Annotated in this window: 20 protein-coding genes; 10 read left to right on the top strand and 10 right to left on the bottom strand. The window is 59.3% G+C overall.

Annotated elements, in window-relative coordinates; translation table 11 throughout:
* Positions 1-35: 35 nt before the first annotated feature.
* Entirely contained in the window at positions 36-497 is a 462-nt protein-coding gene (locus ACR0CA_RS09015; RefSeq protein WP_170769047.1) for a hypothetical protein, read from the bottom strand.
* A gap of 357 nt (positions 498-854) precedes the next feature.
* On the opposite strand from ACR0CA_RS09015, the gene ACR0CA_RS09010 reads away from it, so the two are divergent.
* Positions 855-1433 (top strand): thymidine kinase, encoded by a 579-nt coding sequence (locus ACR0CA_RS09010; RefSeq protein WP_170769818.1) that lies wholly within the window; start codon positions 855-857, stop codon positions 1431-1433.
* On the opposite strand, the gene ACR0CA_RS09005 is transcribed toward ACR0CA_RS09010, so the two are convergent.
* From ACR0CA_RS09005 to ACR0CA_RS08985, 5 genes are all read right to left on the bottom strand, one after another.
* On the bottom strand, positions 1430-2380 hold the full coding sequence (locus ACR0CA_RS09005) for a 2-hydroxyacid dehydrogenase (protein ID WP_480898440.1): 951 nt from the start codon (positions 2378-2380) through the stop codon (positions 1430-1432). The genes ACR0CA_RS09010 and ACR0CA_RS09005 overlap by 4 nt on opposite strands.
* Positions 2380-2718, bottom strand: coding sequence for a tRNA-binding protein (locus ACR0CA_RS09000; RefSeq protein ID WP_480898437.1), 339 nt, complete (start codon positions 2716-2718; stop codon positions 2380-2382). The genes ACR0CA_RS09005 and ACR0CA_RS09000 overlap by 1 nt, the downstream gene beginning before the upstream one ends.
* Positions 2711-3526 (bottom strand): pyrroline-5-carboxylate reductase, encoded by an 816-nt coding sequence (proC, locus tag ACR0CA_RS08995; RefSeq protein ID WP_170788184.1) that lies wholly within the window; start codon positions 3524-3526, stop codon positions 2711-2713. Before proC ends, ACR0CA_RS09000 begins: the two co-directional genes overlap by 8 nt.
* 37 nt (positions 3527-3563) lie before the next feature.
* The gene (locus tag ACR0CA_RS08990) at positions 3564-4064 is read right to left on the bottom strand and encodes a type III secretion system chaperone family protein (RefSeq protein WP_170352361.1); all 501 of its coding nucleotides are present in this window, start codon (positions 4062-4064) and stop codon (positions 3564-3566) included.
* Between the two features lie 311 nt (positions 4065-4375).
* Positions 4376-4624, bottom strand: coding sequence for an accessory factor UbiK family protein (locus tag ACR0CA_RS08985; RefSeq protein WP_170352360.1), 249 nt, complete (start codon positions 4622-4624; stop codon positions 4376-4378).
* A gap of 97 nt (positions 4625-4721) precedes the next feature.
* Here ACR0CA_RS08985 and lgt point away from each other — a divergent pair, with 97 nt between their 5' ends.
* The 5 genes from lgt to ACR0CA_RS08960 all read left to right on the top strand — a co-directional run bounded on the left by lgt (position 4722) and on the right by ACR0CA_RS08960 (position 8942).
* On the top strand, positions 4722-5609 hold the full coding sequence (gene lgt / locus ACR0CA_RS08980; protein WP_480898433.1) for a prolipoprotein diacylglyceryl transferase: 888 nt from the start codon (positions 4722-4724) through the stop codon (positions 5607-5609).
* Positions 5606-6673: a class I SAM-dependent methyltransferase gene (locus tag ACR0CA_RS08975; protein ID WP_480875595.1), complete on the top strand. Its 1068-nt coding sequence runs from the start codon at positions 5606-5608 to the stop codon at positions 6671-6673. Before lgt ends, ACR0CA_RS08975 begins: the two co-directional genes overlap by 4 nt.
* Complete coding sequence (gene pgeF, locus ACR0CA_RS08970; RefSeq protein ID WP_170769041.1) at positions 6670-7434, top strand: peptidoglycan editing factor PgeF; 765 nt, start codon at positions 6670-6672, stop codon at positions 7432-7434. Before ACR0CA_RS08975 ends, pgeF begins: the two co-directional genes overlap by 4 nt.
* A 263-nt stretch (positions 7435-7697) precedes the next feature.
* Positions 7698-7826 carry a hypothetical protein gene (locus tag ACR0CA_RS08965; protein WP_269149749.1) on the top strand — a complete coding sequence of 43 codons (129 nt, stop codon included), beginning with the start codon at positions 7698-7700 and terminating at the stop codon, positions 7824-7826.
* A 333-nt stretch (positions 7827-8159) separates the two neighbouring features.
* Positions 8160-8942 carry a Hint domain-containing protein gene (locus ACR0CA_RS08960; protein ID WP_170783829.1) on the top strand — a complete coding sequence of 261 codons (783 nt, stop codon included), beginning with the start codon at positions 8160-8162 and terminating at the stop codon, positions 8940-8942.
* A 116-nt stretch (positions 8943-9058) separates the two neighbouring features.
* Here ACR0CA_RS08960 and ACR0CA_RS08955 read toward each other — a convergent pair whose 3' ends face one another.
* Positions 9059-9559, bottom strand: a complete 501-nt coding sequence (locus tag ACR0CA_RS08955; RefSeq protein WP_170783827.1) for an Lrp/AsnC family transcriptional regulator — start codon at positions 9557-9559, stop codon at positions 9059-9061.
* A gap of 214 nt (positions 9560-9773) precedes the next feature.
* On the opposite strand from ACR0CA_RS08955, the gene trxB reads away from it, so the two are divergent.
* The 4 genes from trxB to ACR0CA_RS08935 all read left to right on the top strand — a co-directional run bounded on the left by trxB (position 9774) and on the right by ACR0CA_RS08935 (position 14835).
* A complete protein-coding gene (gene trxB, locus ACR0CA_RS08950) occupies positions 9774-10715 on the top strand; it encodes a thioredoxin-disulfide reductase (protein WP_480898428.1) in 942 nt (313 codons plus the stop codon).
* 4 nt (positions 10716-10719) lie between these two features.
* Positions 10720-11169: an RES family NAD+ phosphorylase gene (locus ACR0CA_RS08945; protein ID WP_480898425.1), complete on the top strand. Its 450-nt coding sequence runs from the start codon at positions 10720-10722 to the stop codon at positions 11167-11169.
* 58 nt (positions 11170-11227) lie between these two features.
* Positions 11228-12898 carry an adenylate/guanylate cyclase domain-containing protein gene (locus ACR0CA_RS08940; RefSeq protein WP_170788178.1) on the top strand — a complete coding sequence of 557 codons (1671 nt, stop codon included), beginning with the start codon at positions 11228-11230 and terminating at the stop codon, positions 12896-12898.
* Between the two features lie 218 nt (positions 12899-13116).
* Positions 13117-14835 carry a bifunctional sulfate adenylyltransferase/adenylylsulfate kinase gene (locus ACR0CA_RS08935; RefSeq protein WP_480898423.1) on the top strand — a complete coding sequence of 573 codons (1719 nt, stop codon included), beginning with the start codon at positions 13117-13119 and terminating at the stop codon, positions 14833-14835.
* Positions 14836-14881: 46 nt separating this feature from the next.
* Here ACR0CA_RS08935 and ACR0CA_RS08930 read toward each other — a convergent pair whose 3' ends face one another.
* From ACR0CA_RS08930 to ACR0CA_RS08920, 3 genes are all read right to left on the bottom strand, one after another.
* Complete coding sequence (locus ACR0CA_RS08930) at positions 14882-15748, bottom strand: glycosyltransferase family 10 fucosyltransferase (protein WP_480898421.1); 867 nt, start codon at positions 15746-15748, stop codon at positions 14882-14884.
* Complete coding sequence (locus ACR0CA_RS08925) at positions 15748-16632, bottom strand: PhzF family phenazine biosynthesis protein (RefSeq protein WP_480898418.1); 885 nt, start codon at positions 16630-16632, stop codon at positions 15748-15750. Before ACR0CA_RS08925 ends, ACR0CA_RS08930 begins: the two co-directional genes overlap by 1 nt.
* Before the next feature lie 82 nt (positions 16633-16714).
* On the bottom strand, positions 16715-16939 hold the full coding sequence (locus tag ACR0CA_RS08920; protein WP_170769032.1) for a DUF1150 family protein: 225 nt from the start codon (positions 16937-16939) through the stop codon (positions 16715-16717).

The raw sequence follows: 16939 nt of genomic DNA, 5'->3' as shown, positions 1-16939 counted from the left end.
CTCAAGTTTTTTTTGCTCGAAGATATGAGAAGCGTTCAGCTCACGCTTTCCTCTTCCAGATGCAGCTTCATCTCGATCAAAACCTGCTGCAACTGGCTGGTCTCTTTCAACAAACGCTTGGCTTCGTTCACTGTGATGATGCCGTCTTCGATGGCGGCCTGGTATTCGGTCATCAGCATGGCAAAGCGCTGGCTTAGCGCGATAACGTCTGCATTCACCCCTCCGGTTCGGGGCGCGTCCGAGTTGCGACCATCATAGGACAGCGTGATGTTCTTTAGGTCCGCCAAAGCCGAGGTCACATGCGGAAAGTTGGACACGGCCTCAAGTCGGGCAACGGCGTCCACCGGCATAAACCGGTCGGCGTGCTCGGCATTGTCCGAATAATATCGGCCCAGGGTCGCCTTGGATTTCCCGGTGATCTCGCAGGCGGATTCGATGCCCACGTCTTTGACCAATGCCTCGGTATGCTTTTTCAGGTAGGCCCCGATATCTGCCATGTTTCAACCTTTGCTGCCTGGATTCACCACCACATCTGCCAGTGTGGGGGAAACGGTGCGGAAATTTCCCATACTCGAGTCATAATTGAAATGGCATAAATTGACTATCCCTCAGAATTGAAGGGATTTTGTGAGTGAGTGGCGGCGTTTCCAGCCGGTTATGAGTATCCGTGGGGCGTTTTTCTGGTCCTGCAATGGTTAGGCCGTATGACGGCCGACGGCGTCGCTGTTGTTGAAGCGGGGGTATCCATCCCCAATGAGCTTGCGCTCGACCCTTGCAACGACAACGGCGACGACGCTTTCTTGGCTGATATTGGTCCCTTGCCCGCGCCGGTCTGGCGTTTTAGACCCGGGCGTATGGCAAAACTCTACTTCAATTATTCGACCATGAACGCGGGCAAATCGACCGTGTTACTGCAAGCCTCGCACAACTACCGTGAGCGCGGCATGGATACCTATCTGATGACGGCCCGGCTGGATGGACGTGCGGGTGTGGGCAAGATCGCCTCGCGCATCGGGATTGCGGCGGATGCCGACACATTCGGGGCGCAGGACGATGTTTTTGCCATGATCGACGCGCGCCTGAAACAGGGCAAGGTGGCCTGCGTGTTCATTGATGAGGCGCAGTTTCTGACCGAGGATCAGGTCTGGCAACTGGCGCGTGCCGTGGATGATCTGAAAATACCGGTTCTGGCCTACGGGTTGCGCGTGGACTTTCAGGGGCGTCTGTTTCCGGGCTCTGCCGCGCTGCTGGCGCTGGCCGATGAAATGCGCGAGGTGCGCACGATCTGCGAATGCGGTCGCAAGGCTACGATGGTCATTCGGCAGGACGAGAACGGCAACACCATCACCGAAGGCGCACAGGTTCAGATTGGCGGGAACGAGACCTATGTCTCGCTTTGCCGCAAGCATTGGCGCGAGGCGATGGGCGACTAAACCGGGTTCGGCAGCGCGCGCCCCGTGACAAAGGCGGCGACATTATCCAGCGCCATGTTGCCCATATCCGTGCGCACTTCCTCCGTCGCGGTACCCAGATGCGGGAACAGGGTCACGTTGTCCATGTCGATCAGAGCTTGTGGGACCTTGGGCTCGAATTCATAGACATCCAGCCCAGCCCCGGCGATCTGCCCCGCCTGAAGGGCTGCGATCAGGGCAGCTTCATCCACGACCTCTCCGCGCGCGATGTTGACCAGCAGGGCGTTGGGGTTCATCGCCTCCAGCACCTGCGCATTGATCAGATGCCGGGTTGCGGCGCCACCGGGAACCGCCAGCACAAGGAAATCGACCGAAGCCGCCAAAGCAGACAGATCGGGAATGAACTCTGCCGCAAAATCCAGATCCTTCGCGCTTCGCGATTGATAGGCCACCTGCATTGAGAACCCATAGTGGCAACGCCGCGCGATGGCCTGACCGATGCGACCCATGCCCACGATACCAACCCGTTTGCCGGTGACGTGGTGGCCCAACATCTGGGTCGGATGCCAGCCTTCCCAAGCACCGGCGCGAACCAGGCGCTCACCCTCGCCCGCGCGACGGGCCGTGGACAACAACAGCGCCATGGCGATATCGGCGGTCGCATCAGTGACTGCGCCGGGGGTGTTGGTGACGGCGATTCCGGCAGCTTGCGCGGCGCTTACGTCGATATGGTTATACCCAACGCCGAAATTGGCCAGCAGCTTGCAACGCGGGTCAGGCACTTGCGCAAAGATATCCGCCGAGAACTGATCCCCCAGCGTCGGAACGACAATGTCGAACGTGTTCAGCGCGTTGATCATTTCTTCCTCAGACATCGGCGCAGTCTCGGGCCGGAATTCAACGTCGAATTCAGCCCTTGCGCGCGCTTCGACCGCTGGCGTCATCGGCCGGGCAATAAATACCTTCATCAGTGCATCCTTCCGCCGATGGGAACGTTGCCATCCGGTCCGATCAGAACGATCTCACCGTTTTCGTCGGGCAGGCCCAGCACCAGGACTTCGGACATGAACTTGCCGATCTGGCGCGGCGGGAAATTCACCACAGCCATCACCTGCTTGCCGACCAGAGTGGCCGGGTCGTAATGCGCGGTGATCTGGGCCGAGGTCTTGCGCTCGCCGATCTCATCGCCGAAGTCGATCCACATCTTGATCGCGGGTTTGCGGGCCTCGGGATACGGCTCGGCGCGGATCACTTCACCTACGCGGATATCGACCTTGAAAAAATCGTCGAAGGTAATCTCACTCACGGGACAGCTCCTTGGATCGGTCGGTGGCGGCTTTGACGGCACGGTGCAGCAGATCGGGGAAACCCTGTTCTTCGTGCATAAGCACCTCAAGCGCCGCCTGCGTGGTGCCATTGGGCGAGGTCACGTTGACCCGCAGCTGCGCGGGGTCTTCGTCGGCGGCCATCGCTAGCGCGCCTGCCCCTGCAACAGTAGATTTGGCCAGCTTCATTGCCAGTTCATGCGGCAAGCCCTGCGCCTGCCCGGCGGCGGCCAGCGTTTCGATCAGGTGGAACACATAGGCCGGGCCCGATCCGCTGAGACCAGTCACTGCGTCCATCTGCGTCTCTTCCGCCAACCGGACAGTTTCACCAATCGCGGACAGCAGGTTTTCGGCCAGGGTCACATCGGCCTCGGAGGCCTGCGCGTTGCCGATCAAAGCCGTGATGCCCTGCCGAATGGCCGCAGGCGTATTTGGCATCGCCCGAACGATCGGCGTGCCCGCGCCCAACACGGATTCGAATGTGGAAATCGACGTCCCCGCAGCGACCGAGACGAACAGGCTTCCGCCCCCGCCCAGCGCTTTGATCGCTGGCAATGCTTCGCCCATCATCTGCGGTTTGACGGCCACAAGCACCACGGCGGGCGCTTCGGGCAATGCTGTGTTTATATTGACGCCTTGTGCTTTCAGCCAGTCCGAGGGGTACGGATCAACGACCCAGACCGAAGAGGCAGGAAGGCCGTGTTCCAGCCAGCCCGCCAGCATGGCCGATCCCATCTTACCGCATCCCAGAAGCACCAGCCCCTGATCCGCGACACGCGACATATCCATGATTGCCCCTCCCCATTATCTGGCTTGGGGCAAAGCTTTACGCGCGGCCGTAAGCCTCTGCAATGGCGACTTGCATCGCATCTTCGGGATCACGATTGCCCCATGTGACCAGTTGGATCGCCGGGTAATACCGCTCGGCACTCAGAACCGCTGCGGTGATCATCGTGTCAATCTGTTCAGGGCTGGCCGTCTGACCACCCGCCAGAACCAGACCATAGCGATAGACCATCAGCTTCTGGTTGGCCCAATAGGTAAACGCCCCGGCCCAGCACTGATCATTCATCTTGTTCAGAAGCTCATACAGCTCGCTTTCCCGCTCGGATGGCGGGTCCATTTCGAACGAGCACACCATGCGCAGGGTTTCGTCATAGTTCGACCAGGCCAGAGTGATGGAATAGGTGCGCCACTGTCCTTCGACAGCCATGGCGATCTGATCGTCGCCGATACGATCAAAATCCCAGTCGTGATGTTCGGCCAGGTGTTCAACAATATCAATCGGATGAAGGTCTTCTTCGAGAAACTGCTCGGATAGGGCCATAATGCCACCTCACTTATCTCTAGCAATTTGGGGCTGGCAGCGCCCCAGCGCTAGTTGCCTGCTCTACAAGCCGGGCTTCCCCCATGTGCCTGTACTAAATATGGTGCGCCGCGCGCACCCGTCTGGCAACCCTATTTCTTGGGGATAACAGCAATAAGTTGTGGACGAATGGTCACGGCGATCAAAATATTGGCGCCGGGTACAGCTTTGTCTTGATTAAATTCCGCAAGGCGGCATGATGCACAACACCGCACAACCCGACTAAGGATTGCGCGGTGCTTTTCCTGTTTTCGATGAATTTGCAGCGGACGTTACTTGTCCAGCTTTGCCTCAAGCGCGGCGATACGCTGTTCCAGGGCTGCGTTTTCCTCGCGCGCCTTTTGCGCCATGGCGCGGACGGCATCGAATTCTTCGCGGGTGACAAAATCGCGGTCGGCCAGCCAGCGATCGATCATCGACTTCATCGCGTTCTCGGCCTCTTCCCGTGCACCTTGCGCCACGCCCATGGCGTTGGTCATCAGTTGGGATACATCGTCGAGGATCTTGTTGCGGGTCTGCATAGTTTTTCTCCGAAATCGCGGTTGTTCTCTATATGGGTAAACTTTGCGTCAGGCTCAAGGTTGACTTGCCCTGCAAAGCACGGGCAATGAGACGCACATGCAGGCTGTTCTGAATTTCCCCGATCTGTCGCCCGAACTGTTCTCGATCTCACTCTTCGGGATGGAGTTCGCGCTGCGTTGGTACGCGCTGGCCTATATCGCGGGCATCCTGATCGCGTGGAGGCTGGGGGCAGCGGCGCTGAAACGCCCCGCACTTTGGGCAGATAACACGCCGCCAATGAAACTCCAGCAGCTTGAGGATCTGATCACCTGGATCATCCTTGGGGTGATTCTGGGTGGTCGACTTGGGTTCGTGCTATTTTACCAGCCCGCCTATTACCTTGCGAACCCGGAGGACATTTTGAAAGTCTGGCAAGGCGGCATGGCCTTTCACGGCGGTCTGCTGGGCGTGATTGTCGCCTCTTACATCTATGCCCGCCGTCACCAGATAACGGTTCTGCCGCTGGCTGACCTCATTGCCCACACTGTTCCGCCCGGGCTGCTGCTGGGACGATTGGCCAACTTCATCAACGCCGAGCTTTGGGGCCGCCCCAGCGAGGTGCCATGGGCGATAATCTTCCCCGGCCCTGCCGCGCAAGACTGCCCTGGCGTGCTGGTGGGAATGTGCGCACGCCACCCCTCGCAGCTTTACGAGGCCGCGCTGGAGGGGTTGCTGCTGGGGGCCATGCTGCTGTGGCTGGTCTACCGCAAGGGCGCGCTGCGCAAACCCGGACTGGTTATGGGCGTGTTTCTGGCCGGGTATGGCGCGTCTCGCTTTATCGTTGAGTTCTTTCGGCAGCCGGACGCACAGTTTATCTCGGTCGGGAACCCTCTGGGTCTTGCGTGGCATATTGGCGGGTATGGCCTGACCATGGGGCAGCTCTTGTCGCTGCCCATGATTGCGCTTGGCCTGTGGTTCGCCCTTCGGGCGCGACACGCGCGATGAGCCTAACCGACCATCTGCTGGAGCGCATCGCGCAGGACGGTCCGATGACCGTGGCCGACTACATGACCGAATGCCTGCTGCACCCGACCTATGGCTATTATACCACCCGCGATCCTTTCGGCGCGCAGGGCGATTTCGTGACCGCGCCCGAGATCAGTCAGATGTTCGGTGAGTTAATCGGCCTAAGTCTGGCGCAAAGCTGGATGGATCAGGGCCACCCCGATCACTTCGTTCTGGTCGAGCTTGGGCCGGGGCGCGGAACACTGATGGTGGACATCCTCCGGGCCACACGCGGGGTCCGTGGCTTCCATGACGCGGCTGAGATCGTGCTGTTCGAAGCCTCACCGACCCTGCGCGACATTCAGGCAGAAACGTTAAACGAATTTGCACCGCGCTGGGTCACAACGGTTGCCGACCTGCCCGACGCGCCCTTGTTTCTGGTCGCCAACGAGTTCTTTGACGCCCTGCCCATCCGCCAGTTCCTGCGCGATGGCCCTGCGTGGCGCGAGCGCCTGATCGGGGCCGAGGGCGAATCGCTGACCTTCGGGTTGGGGACCCAGGCGGATCAGGTTGCGCTGACGGACCGATTGCAAGACACGAAAGATGGCGATCTGGTTGAGCTTTGCGCGGCGGCAATCCCCATCCTGACCGTCATCGCGGGTCGAATCGCAAGCCACGGCGGTGCCGGTCTGATCGTGGATTATGGCGACTGGCATTCACTGGGCGACACGTTTCAGGCCCTGCGCGGGCATGAGCGTGTGGATCCGCTAGATACACCCGGTCAGGCCGATCTGACCGCCCATGTAGATTTCGAACCACTCGCATTGGCAGCGCGTGCCGCGGGTTGCGCCCATTCCCGTCTGACCCCTCAGGGCGTGTTTCTGGAACGGCTGGGCATTACCGCCCGTGCGCAAGCTTTGGCCAAACCGCTCGGCGGGGCGAAGCTTGAAATGCTGGTGGCTGCACATCGCAGGTTGACGCATCCCGATGAAATGGGAAACCTGTTCAAATTACTGGGTCTCTACCCCTCCTACGCGGCACCTCCACCGGGATTGGAACCATGACACTGGAAATACTGACCTCGGACATGTTGTCAGGCGTGCGCCACGGTTTCTTCAGCCGCCGGGGTGGTGCCTCCTCGGGGATTTTTACCGGACTTAATTGCGGCTACGGGTCCTCGGATCAAACCGAGGTCGTGTCGATCAACCGGGGCCGCGTGGCCGACGCGATGGAGGTCGACCCCGACTCGCTGGTCGGCGTGCATCAGGTGCATTCGCCGACCGTGGTGACCGTTGATGGCCCGCAAACCGGCGACCGGCCAAAAGCGGATGCGATTGTGACAGCGACACCGGGTCTGGCGCTTTCGATTCTGACCGCAGACTGTCAGCCGGTTCTGTTTGCGGATGCTCAAGCCAAAGTGATCGGTGCCGCCCATGCCGGGTGGCGCGGGGCCTTGGACGGTGTGCTTGAGGCAACACTGGACGCGATGGAGGCGCTTGGCGCGGACCGCGCGAATACAGTCGCTGTCATCGGCCCGACGATCTCGCAGCGGGCCTATGAGGTCGGTCCGGATTTTCTGGACAGTTTTGTCGCCGAATCACCCGATAACCTGCGTTTCTTTGCCAATGGAGAAGGCGACCGACTGCAATTCGACCTGCCCGCTTTTGGCCTGCACCGTCTGCGACAGGCGGGAATCGGCCAAGCGGAATGGACGCGCCATTGCACCTATTCGGACCCGGACCGGTTTTATTCCTACCGCCGGGCCACCCACGCCAAAGAAGCAGATTATGGCCGCCTGATTTCTGCAATCAAATTATTAACCTAGACCGAATTGTGGCGATATCGCCACCTTTTCGCCACATTCTTTGTGTCTACCTGAGTCGGAAGAAACCAAGTTTTATTGTCCGGTCTCAGGTGCTTATCTGCCGATGCTCCAGCAGTGCAGGACAGCATAAAGAAAGAGGAGCTGCCATCCTTCATTTTGTCCTGAATTGATCCCGGATCAGCCTTATCGCTGCCGCAATATGGCGTCAGATTAGGTCCAAAGGGAATTGAGGCCACGACCTCGACAAGAGCAGGACTACAGGAATGAAGGGAAAATCTCGCTTTCTAAGCGCCGTCATCGCGGCGAGCAGAGAGAAAGGTCTGGACATGCCGTGGAAGGGCGTTTCCAGCCACTCGATCAGGGTTGCCCGCCGCTTGGCGGCACGGCGTTGATCGCGATGTTCAGGGTACCAAGCTGCCGGTTCCCTGGGCCAAGACCGGCGTCAGAGGGGTGCTCCGGCCTGACGCGTACCCTGCCGCAGGTATTTTACGCGGCGCGGGTGAGGGGCATGTGTGCGCAGGCAATTTCCGCCCGCGTTGTTGTGAGTTTGTCTGGGGGGTCAAGATGTTGACCAAAGGGATACGCGATACTGCTGCGATGCGACGTCAGTGCGACGATCGCCCCAAGGTCGCCCTTTCATTCAAAACAAAGAAGAAAACTGGTCAGACGGGCATGGACGGAGGGGTCAACCTGTCTGAGCGGACTTTAGAAGGGACGGAATAACAATGCCTATTCCACATTCGCTCTCGCGGGCGGCCAGAAATGCGGTTGATACGTCAGCGATGCTGCGCGACGCGTCACGTGCACCGAACAAACCCAAGGCGCAGCTGCGGCGCTATGAGGTCAGCGCGCTTCTGCCCAATGGTGACATTGCGCAAACCCGCCATATCGCACCAGCCCTGCCGATGTTCGAGGATGCCTTTTGCGCCTTTACCCGCGGATCTCTGGTCGACACTGAAACCGGGCCGGTCGCCATCGAAGACCTACTGCCCGGAGACACTGTTCTGACGCAGGATGGCACCTCGCAGATCGTGTTGTGGAAAGGCTCGGTCACGCTGGTACCGGGGCGCGAAGATTCGCGTGGGCGCACCCGTCCGCTGACCCGCATCATGGCCGACACATTCGGCATGCAAAAACCTCTTTCAGGCGTGATCGCGGGGCCATCAGCCCGGATCGTGGGCACTCCGGCGCATCTTCGGCATCTACACGGGAATGAGACGATCCTGACCCCGGTTCACGAATTCCAGGACGGAATGAACGTGATCGAGACATTGCCGCCGACGCCAGTTGAACTGTTTCACATCTGCCTGAAACGTCACGCGGTTATCAAAGTCGATGGGTTGCAGTTTGAAACCTATCATCCCGGCGTGAACGCGGTGCGAATGATCAGCCACTCCTTGAGGTCGATCTTTCTGAACCTGTTCGCGCATGCCGATTCGCTGAACGATTTCGGACCGCTGCTGATGCCGCGCGCTGGCGATGGTGAGGTCGACGCGATCACAGCTTAAAAATTACCAGATACTGCTAAGTGGGGGCTTTATGCAGATTCTATTGGGTTGGGTACTGTTTTTGTACGTGACGGCCATCTTACCAAGGTGTTGTGCCGCACACAAACGGACGCGCTTTACGCCGTCCGGTTCATTCGTTCTTCCAGCACGTCAAAAGGCACGCCGGGCTCGTCCTTAGCGCCACGAATGACCAGTGATGTTTTAACACTGGCTACGTTCGGCGTCGTCAGCAGCTCTCCGGTCAGGAACTGTTGAAAACTGCTGAGGTCGGGGGCGACGCATTTCAGGATGAAATCCACCTCACCGTTCAGCATGTGACACTCCCGGACCAAGGGCCATTCGCGGCAGCGTTCCTCAAAGGCGGTCAGTTCCGTTTCGGCCTGACTTTCCAGACCGACGCTGGCAAAGACCTGAACCTCGAACCCCAATTCGCGCGCGTTTACCTCGGCATGGTACCCGCGAATAAAACCCGATTCCTCAAGCGTGCGAACCCGACGCAGGCAAGGAGGGGCTGAAATCCCGACACGTTTCGCCAATTCGACATTGGTCATGCGACCGTCTGCCTGCAATTCCGCCAAAATCTTGCGGTCAATCTCATCCAGCCGGGTCGTGACCATAAAATGCTCCTGAATTTTTTTCAGTTGTTATATCAGCACCCACTTGATGCGCAATAATATTTCGCCTCTGCGCAACATTCTTTGTTTCATTGCCATTCCATAGCCGCAAGGCCGATACCCATCAGGAAGGGGCTTTAAGCGCCGCCACTGGGTCGCTATATCCAATCGCCAAGGGGCCAAGCGCCCAAGTCAGGCATATCGAGTTGGGGGTACCATGGCCGAAACGAAACACACCAAGGTTCTGATCATCGGGTCGGGACCTGCCGGATACACGGCGGGCGTCTATGCCAGCCGCGCGATGCTGAACCCGATTCTGGTTCAGGGCATCGAGCCCGGCGGTCAGCTGACCACCACGACCGAAGTCGAAAACTACCCCGGCTTTACCGAGGTGCAGGGCCCCGATCTGATGATCAAGATGCAGGAACATGCCGCAGCTATGGGGTGTGAGATCATCGGCGACATCATCAGCGATCTGGATGTCAGCAAACGCCCCTTCACCGCCACGGGCGACAGCGGCACGACCTATACGGCCGACGCCGTCATTCTGGCGACAGGCGCCCGCGCCAAATGGCTGGGCCTGCCGTCCGAGGACAAGTTCAAGGGCTTTGGCGTCTCGGCCTGCGCCACCTGCGACGGGTTCTTCTATCGCGGGCAAGAGATCGTGGTCATCGGCGGCGGCAACACCGCCGTGGAAGAGGCGCTGTTTCTGACCAACTTCGCCAGCAAGGTCACTCTGATCCACCGCCGCGACGAGTTGCGAGCCGAGAAAATCCTGCAGGACCGTCTGTTCAAAAACGAAAAGATCGAACCGCTTTGGTTTCATGAACTGGACGAGGTCGTCGGCACTGATGCCCCGCTGGGCGTCGAAGGTGTACGTGTCAAGAACGTCAAAACCGGCGAGATCACCGAGATCCCGTGTAAGGGTGTCTTTGTCGCCATCGGTCATGCCCCAGCCAATGAGCTGGTCAAGGACACGCTGGAAACCCATAAGGGCGGCTATGTCGTAACCAAGCCGGGCTCGACCGAAACCTCGATCCCCGGTGTTTTCGCCGCCGGGGACCTGACCGACCACATCTATCGTCAGGCCGTGACCAGTGCTGGTATGGGCTGTATGGCTGCGCTGGACGCCGAACGCTTCCTGGCAGAGCAGGAATAACACTGTGTTGGAATTCTCCGGCCCGGTCTGGAGAATTCTGTTTTTGTCCCAATGCGGCGCCCCTCTGGCCCCCGCAAAGGCACCCGAGGGGCGTTTTCATTTTGCAGGGCAGACAGCGCTTTACGCGTCGCTCAGCGCCGAGGGGGCTGCGGTCGCGATCCGGCGCTATGTCGGCAAGGATGATCCCCCGCGTGTTTTGCAACAAGCCCGGATCACCAAAGCACGCCTTGTCGACCTGCGCGGACAACGCACAGCCTCGGTCGTGTGGCAGGAGATGGACCGTCCCTCGCCCACCTGGCAGTTCTCGGAAGCGGCCCGCGCGCAAGAGGCGGACGGGCTGATCTACAGCTCTCGGTCCCGGCCAGACCTCAGCCATCTCGTGCTGTTCAAAATTTCGGCTGACGTGATCCATGTCGATGCGCCTGCGACCGCTTGGGTTCCGCCTTATTCTTGACCCGTCGCCTCCCCCGTACCAGACTCGGCTTCAGACAAAGCGCGTGCAGGTGATTTGATTGAGTAGCGTTCTATGGCAAGGCGGGTGGGCAACCCGGCTGAGGATCGGCAGCGGCCTGGTCCTGTTTGCCTTCGCCTTTTTTCACTTCATCAACATCGGGTTGGGGTTGTTTCATACCGATTACCTGCACGGGATGCAGGATGGCCGCCACGCAGTGACGCGCCATGACATCGGCAGTGCGTTTCTGTATTTGGCGTTGTTTGTGCACACAGGCTTGGCGCTGTATTCGATCAGCCAGCGCAGGACGCTCAGAATGCCGGTCAGCACGGCGCTGCAGGTGGTTCTGGGCCTGCTGATCCCGCTGCAGCTGATCACTCATATCGTCTATACGCGCTACGCGCACGAGGTCTATGACGTCAATGACGAGATGGGCTATATCATCATCCTGATGTGGAACAGCAGCGCTATCTGGCTGCAAAGCGCATTGCTGCTGATTGTCTGGATTCACAGCTGCATTGGCCTTCACATGTGGCTGCGCCTGACCGATTGGTGGTCAAAAACTGCGCCCTACCTGATCGGGTTGGCGGTGTTTGTCCCGTCGTTCGCGCTGGCCGGATTGCTGACCGAGGGACGGCGCCTCTGGTTGGATTTCGCCGATCCGTTTCTGCGTGACCAGTATATCGACCACTATAACTGGCCGTCTCAACAGGACTTTCAGGCACTGTTCAGCATCAAGAGCAATGCTGTCACGGCTTTCTGGATCGCGCTGGGGGCCTCATTAACTGTTTTCGCAGTGCGCAAATTGCTGCGGCGCAGGCACTCGGTCCGGGTGAAATACGTGGAAGGCCCCGAAGTCGTCGCCGAAAAAGGCATGACATTGCTGGAGATTTCGCAAGCCAATGGCATCCCGCACACTGCATTGTGCGGGGGTAAAGGACGCTGCACAACCTGTCGGGTGATTGTCGAGGATGGGGCAGACGCCCTCCCCTCGCCTAGCGAGGTCGAGGCGCGCAGCCTTGCAGCCGTGGGTGCTCCAAGAAAAGCGCGCCTGGCCTGTCAGATTCGACCAACAGAACCGTTGACCGCGTTTCGCATGTTCCGCCCCGACGGCGGTCGGCAACGCGCACATTCCAGCCAGGGACAAGAGCGCAAACTGGCCGTTCTTTTTCTGGACATGCGTGGTTTTACCTCTCGGACGACGGGTCAGTTGCCCTATGACATCGTATTCCTGCTGAACCGGTTCTTTGACGCCATCGTGCCCGCCATCACCGCCGAGCGCGGGGTGGTCGATAAATACATGGGGGATGGTCTGCTGGCGGTGTTTGAAACACCCGATACAGAAAGTTCGGCCCGCGCAGGGTTGCAGGCAGCCATAAATGTCAGTCGCGCCCTCGTTCAATTCAATCAGCGGCTAGAAGCGGAAGGCAGCCCACGTATCCGCATCGGAATGGGTCTGCATCTGGGAGATCTGGTTTTGGGTGAAATTGGCGCAGCAGGCACCGCAACGCGCACGATCATCGGCGATGCTGTTAACGTTGCCAGCAGGCTAGAAGGGCAAACCAAGGACCTTGGGGTCGAGCTGCTGGTGTCGTCCGAATTGCTTCAGGCCGCCGGATTCGGCGGAGATCAAAGCGGCTTGAAGTCGTTTGATTTGCGCGGGGTCACGCGACCGATTCCCGCCTTGCCTGTGACCAGCGCTACCGATCTTGCAGCCACCGCCGCAGAATAGAACATACGTACTGAATTCACCTGCGAACCGTAAATCGTCGGGAATTTCGTCCTCAAAACTTCTACCGGTCAAAAAATCCTTCCAAACGCAGTAAAAACTGCGCATATCGTCCTTAATTACCTGAATGTATATGGACTTCGCCCCACAGTCGGGGCAAACGCCCCGCAAAGACACTGAACCACCGGTAAAAAAAACCGAACTTCGACAAGAGTATTCCCATGACGATGTTGAGCAATCTGGCTCCGATCCCTGAACTTTATGTTTCCTACGAGTCGGCGCAGAAACTGAAAGTAGAAGCTGCCGACCTGACCAGCTGGGACCTGAGCCCGCGCCAGATCTGCGACCTGGAACTGCTGATGAACGGCGGGTTCAACCCGCTCAAAGGTTTCCTGTCCGAGATCGACTACGACAATGTGGTCGAGAATATGCGTCTGGCTGATGGCACCCTGTGGCCGATGCCGATCACTCTGGACGTTAGCGAAGACTTTGCCGAAAGCATCGAACTGGGTCAGGACATCGCCCTGCGCGATCAGGAAGGTGTCATCCTGGGCACCATGACTGTGACCGACCGCTGGACCCCGGACAAAGCGCGCGAAGCCGAGAAAGTATTTGGCGCTGACGACGATGCGCACCCGGCGGTGAACTACCTGCACAACGTGGCAGGAAAGGTCTATCTGGGTGGCCCTGTTGTTGGCATTCAACAGCCCGTCCACTATGATTTCCGCGCCCGTCGTGACACTCCGAACGAACTGCGCGCGTTCTTCCGCAAGCTGGGCTGGCGTCGCATCGTTGCATTCCAAACCCGCAACCCGCTGCACCGCGCCCACCAAGAACTGACCTTCCGCGCCGCCAAGGAAGCGCAGGCCAACCTGCTGATCCACCCGGTTGTCGGCATGACCAAACCGGGCGATGTCGACCACTTTACCCGCGTGCGCTGCTATGAGGCAGTTCTGGACAAGTATCCAGCCTCGACCACCTCAATGTCGCTGCTGAACCTCGCAATGCGTATGGCTGGCCCGCGCGAAGCCGTCTGGCATGGCCTGATCCGTGCCAACCACGGCTGTACCCACTTCATCGTGGGTCGCGACCATGCGGGCCCCGGCAAGAACTCGGCCGGAGAAGATTTCTATGGCCCCTATGACGCGCAAGACCTGTTCCGCCAGCATCAGGATGAAATCGGCGTTGAGATGGTTGATTTCAAACACATGGTCTATGTGCAGGAACGCGCCCAATACGAACCGAATGACGAGATTCTGGACAAGGATGACGTCACCATCCTGAACATCTCGGGTACCGAACTGCGCCGCCGTCTGGCGGAAGGTTTGGAAATCCCCGAATGGTTCAGCTTCCCCGAGGTTGTGGCCGAGCTGCGCAAGACCAAACCACCACGCAGCCAGCAGGGCTTTACCGTGTTTTTCACCGGCTTCTCGGGCTCGGGCAAATCCACCATCGCCAACGCGCTTATGGTCAAGCTGATGGAGATGGGCGGCCGTCCTGTGACCCTTCTGGACGGTGACATCGTGCGTAAAAACCTGTCGTCGGAACTGGGCTTCTCGAAGGAACACCGCGACCTGAACATCCGTCGTATCGGGTACGTTGCGTCCGAGATCACCAAGAACGGTGGCATCGCCATCTGTGCGCCCATTGCGCCCTATGCCACCACCCGCCGCGCCGTGCGCGAAGAGGTCGAGCAATTCGGTGCCTTCTGCGAGGTCCACGTCGCCACCAGTATCGAGGAATGCGAGCGCCGCGACCGCAAGGGCCTGTACAAGCTCGCGCGCGAAGGCAAGATCAAGGAATTCACCGGCATTTCCGACCCCTATGACGTGCCGCAAAACCCTGAACTGAGCGTCGAGACCGAGAACGTCGATGTCGACAACTGCGCCCATCAGGTGCTGCTAAAACTGGAGAGCATGGGCCTGATCGCCGCGTCCTAAGCTGCATCCAAACAGTCAAAGGCCCTCGCACCGCGGGGGCCTTTTTTCATGTTCGAAGCGCGGCGCGGATGGCCGCAACGGCGCGGGATTCGAAATCTCCGAACTCGGCCGCTTTGGGCTGGATCGCCTGAAGATGTGGCAGGCGCTCAGCGTAGTCCTCGGGCGAGGCGACTTGAATGGCACGGTGAATATCGGCCTCGGATTCGCACAGGATCATGCCCGATGTGTCGAAGAAATCCTCGATATTCGGGCAGCCCCAATAGATCGGAACGGTGGCGCAGAGGATTGCATCGGTCAGTTTTTCCGAGAAATAATTCCGCTCCCGCACATTCTCGATCACCACGGAATAGCGATAAGGCGCCAACCCGTCGGATTTTTGGTCAAACGGCATATAACCACGGCCCATGATATCGACATCCGCGCCCGTTTCGCGCACCCAGTCGATCACCGCATGGCGCAACTGGTGACCTTCCAGATCGCGCTTGGCCGAGGCGATCAGCGAACAAGATTTGGTCTTTGCGACGGGCAACTTCTGCCAGTCCGGCACCATGGTGACGCCATAGGGCAGAAAGACCGCATTCGGGATGCCTTGCAACAGGACGTCATGGAAGGTCAGCACACGAAAGAACCGACGCCATGTCCAGCGCAGCATCCGGTCGTGTTTTGCGTGGATGGCCGAGGGTTCCCCCATCATCAGCGAAATCTGCGCCCGGGTACCCCGGCGCAACCGCAGATGCACGGTAGAATTGGGATACATGATCAGGTGATCGGTAGATTCAAGATCTCTGACGGTTTTACCGATCAGGCGATCCGGGCAACCCTCGGGCCAGATCAGATCGCTGAGGGGAACCGCGGCCAGTTTCGGCCCCAACCGGTGCCCATAGGGCAGAATGGCAATCGCGGGCTCGGACATCAGACCCCCTCGGGCAGGTCGACCTGCCCACGCATCAGCACATGGCCGCGTCCGGCGACCTTGATACCGGTCATTGCCTCTGGTGGGCCAACGCGCGTGACGGTGGCCTGACCCGGACGGCCCATGTCATGGCCCTGTTCGGCGATGAAGCTGTCCTTGTCCATCAGCCGGTATTTCCACAGATAAGCCGCCATCGCACCGGTGGCAGAACCTGTGAACGGATCCTCGGGTGGGCTGGGTGGGGCCAGCAGCAGGCGCGAGAACGTGTCACCCGCCCCGGTCGCGCCTTGCAGCGTCACAAGAAATGGCTCGGCCATGTCCGATCCGGAAAAGCCTGCTTTGTCCGCAACCTCTCGCAATGGACCTTCCACCAGTTTTGCGGCGCGCAACGCCGCGTGATCGCGCAGAACCGTGATGCAGAACGGCAGACCGGTAGACACGAATTGCGGCGGGGAAATGATGGCATCGGTCGGCAGGCCGATCGTTTCGGCCACCAGTTCAACTGGGACCTGCGCGCCGAATTGGGGCGCGATCTGCGTCATCTCGATCTCATCACCATTCAGGCGGATATCGACGATCCCGGCACCGGTCTCAAGCGTCAGGGCATCGCCCTGAAACAGACCACGCGACCGCATGGCCGCGACGGTGGCAATGGTGGGATGTCCGGCAAAGGGAATTTCACGGCTGGCCAGGAAATACCGAACCCGGATGTCGGCCACGTCAGAGGGGCCGGTAAAGGTGCATTCGACCAAAGACGTCTCTTGCACATAGGCCATGCAGGTTGTGTCCGACAGATGGGCTGCGTTATGCACCACAGCACATCCATTGCCGCCAAACGCCCGGTCGGTAAAAGCATCCACCCAGTCAAAATCGAACCAGCTCATTCCCGCGCATCCCATGCCATTGCACGGCATATCTGGCCCGGCGAGCGGCGGATGTCACGGGGAAAACGCCTCAGGGGCCGTGTCAGTGCACGGCCACCGGCGAAAAGTCATGCTCGCGCGCGAGGTTGAACGCCAGCTTGCGGTCGGCGACCAGAGCCAGGCGTTGGCCATCAGAATCATGTACCGCATAGAGCGTATCCAGATCACCCGCCTGTTCGCGCACCTCGCGCGGCAGGTCCGTAATCTCGACCTTCTTCACATAGACGATACGGTCGCCATTGGCGTCGATTTGTACCGGTGTATTCAT

It is taken from the genome of Ruegeria sp. F12, from assembly GCF_056533885.1.
Note: the sequence above shows the minus strand (reverse complement) of the source record. Positions and strands in the feature narration are given on the sequence as shown.

Bases quoted from the DNA above. Each gene is read 5' to 3' on its own strand.
- ACR0CA_RS09015 (WP_170769047.1), bottom strand. From the start codon at position 497: ATGGCAGATATCGGGGCCTACCTGAAAAAGCATACCGAGGCATTGGTC.
- ACR0CA_RS09010 (WP_170769818.1), top strand. From the start codon at position 855: ATGGCAAAACTCTACTTCAATTATTCGACCATGAACGCGGGCAAATCG.
- ACR0CA_RS09005 (WP_480898440.1), bottom strand. From the start codon at position 2,380: ATGAAGGTATTTATTGCCCGGCCGATGACGCCAGCGGTCGAAGCGCGC.
- proC (WP_170788184.1), bottom strand. From the start codon at position 3,526: ATGGATATGTCGCGTGTCGCGGATCAGGGGCTGGTGCTTCTGGGATGC.
- ACR0CA_RS08990 (WP_170352361.1), bottom strand. From the start codon at position 4,064: ATGGCCCTATCCGAGCAGTTTCTCGAAGAAGACCTTCATCCGATTGAT.
- ACR0CA_RS08985 (WP_170352360.1), bottom strand. From the start codon at position 4,624: ATGCAGACCCGCAACAAGATCCTCGACGATGTATCCCAACTGATGACC.
- lgt (WP_480898433.1), top strand. From the start codon at position 4,722: ATGCAGGCTGTTCTGAATTTCCCCGATCTGTCGCCCGAACTGTTCTCG.
- ACR0CA_RS08975 (WP_480875595.1), top strand. From the start codon at position 5,606: ATGAGCCTAACCGACCATCTGCTGGAGCGCATCGCGCAGGACGGTCCG.
- pgeF (WP_170769041.1), top strand. From the start codon at position 6,670: ATGACACTGGAAATACTGACCTCGGACATGTTGTCAGGCGTGCGCCAC.
- ACR0CA_RS08965 (WP_269149749.1), top strand. From the start codon at position 7,698: ATGAAGGGAAAATCTCGCTTTCTAAGCGCCGTCATCGCGGCGAGCAGA.
- ACR0CA_RS08960 (WP_170783829.1), top strand. From the start codon at position 8,160: ATGCCTATTCCACATTCGCTCTCGCGGGCGGCCAGAAATGCGGTTGAT.
- ACR0CA_RS08955 (WP_170783827.1), bottom strand. From the start codon at position 9,559: ATGGTCACGACCCGGCTGGATGAGATTGACCGCAAGATTTTGGCGGAA.
- trxB (WP_480898428.1), top strand. From the start codon at position 9,774: ATGGCCGAAACGAAACACACCAAGGTTCTGATCATCGGGTCGGGACCT.
- ACR0CA_RS08935 (WP_480898423.1), top strand. From the start codon at position 13,117: ATGACGATGTTGAGCAATCTGGCTCCGATCCCTGAACTTTATGTTTCC.
- ACR0CA_RS08930 (WP_480898421.1), bottom strand. From the start codon at position 15,748: ATGTCCGAGCCCGCGATTGCCATTCTGCCCTATGGGCACCGGTTGGGG.
- ACR0CA_RS08925 (WP_480898418.1), bottom strand. From the start codon at position 16,632: ATGAGCTGGTTCGATTTTGACTGGGTGGATGCTTTTACCGACCGGGCG.
- ACR0CA_RS08920 (WP_170769032.1), bottom strand. From the start codon at position 16,939: ATGAATACACCGGTACAAATCGACGCCAATGGCGACCGTATCGTCTAT.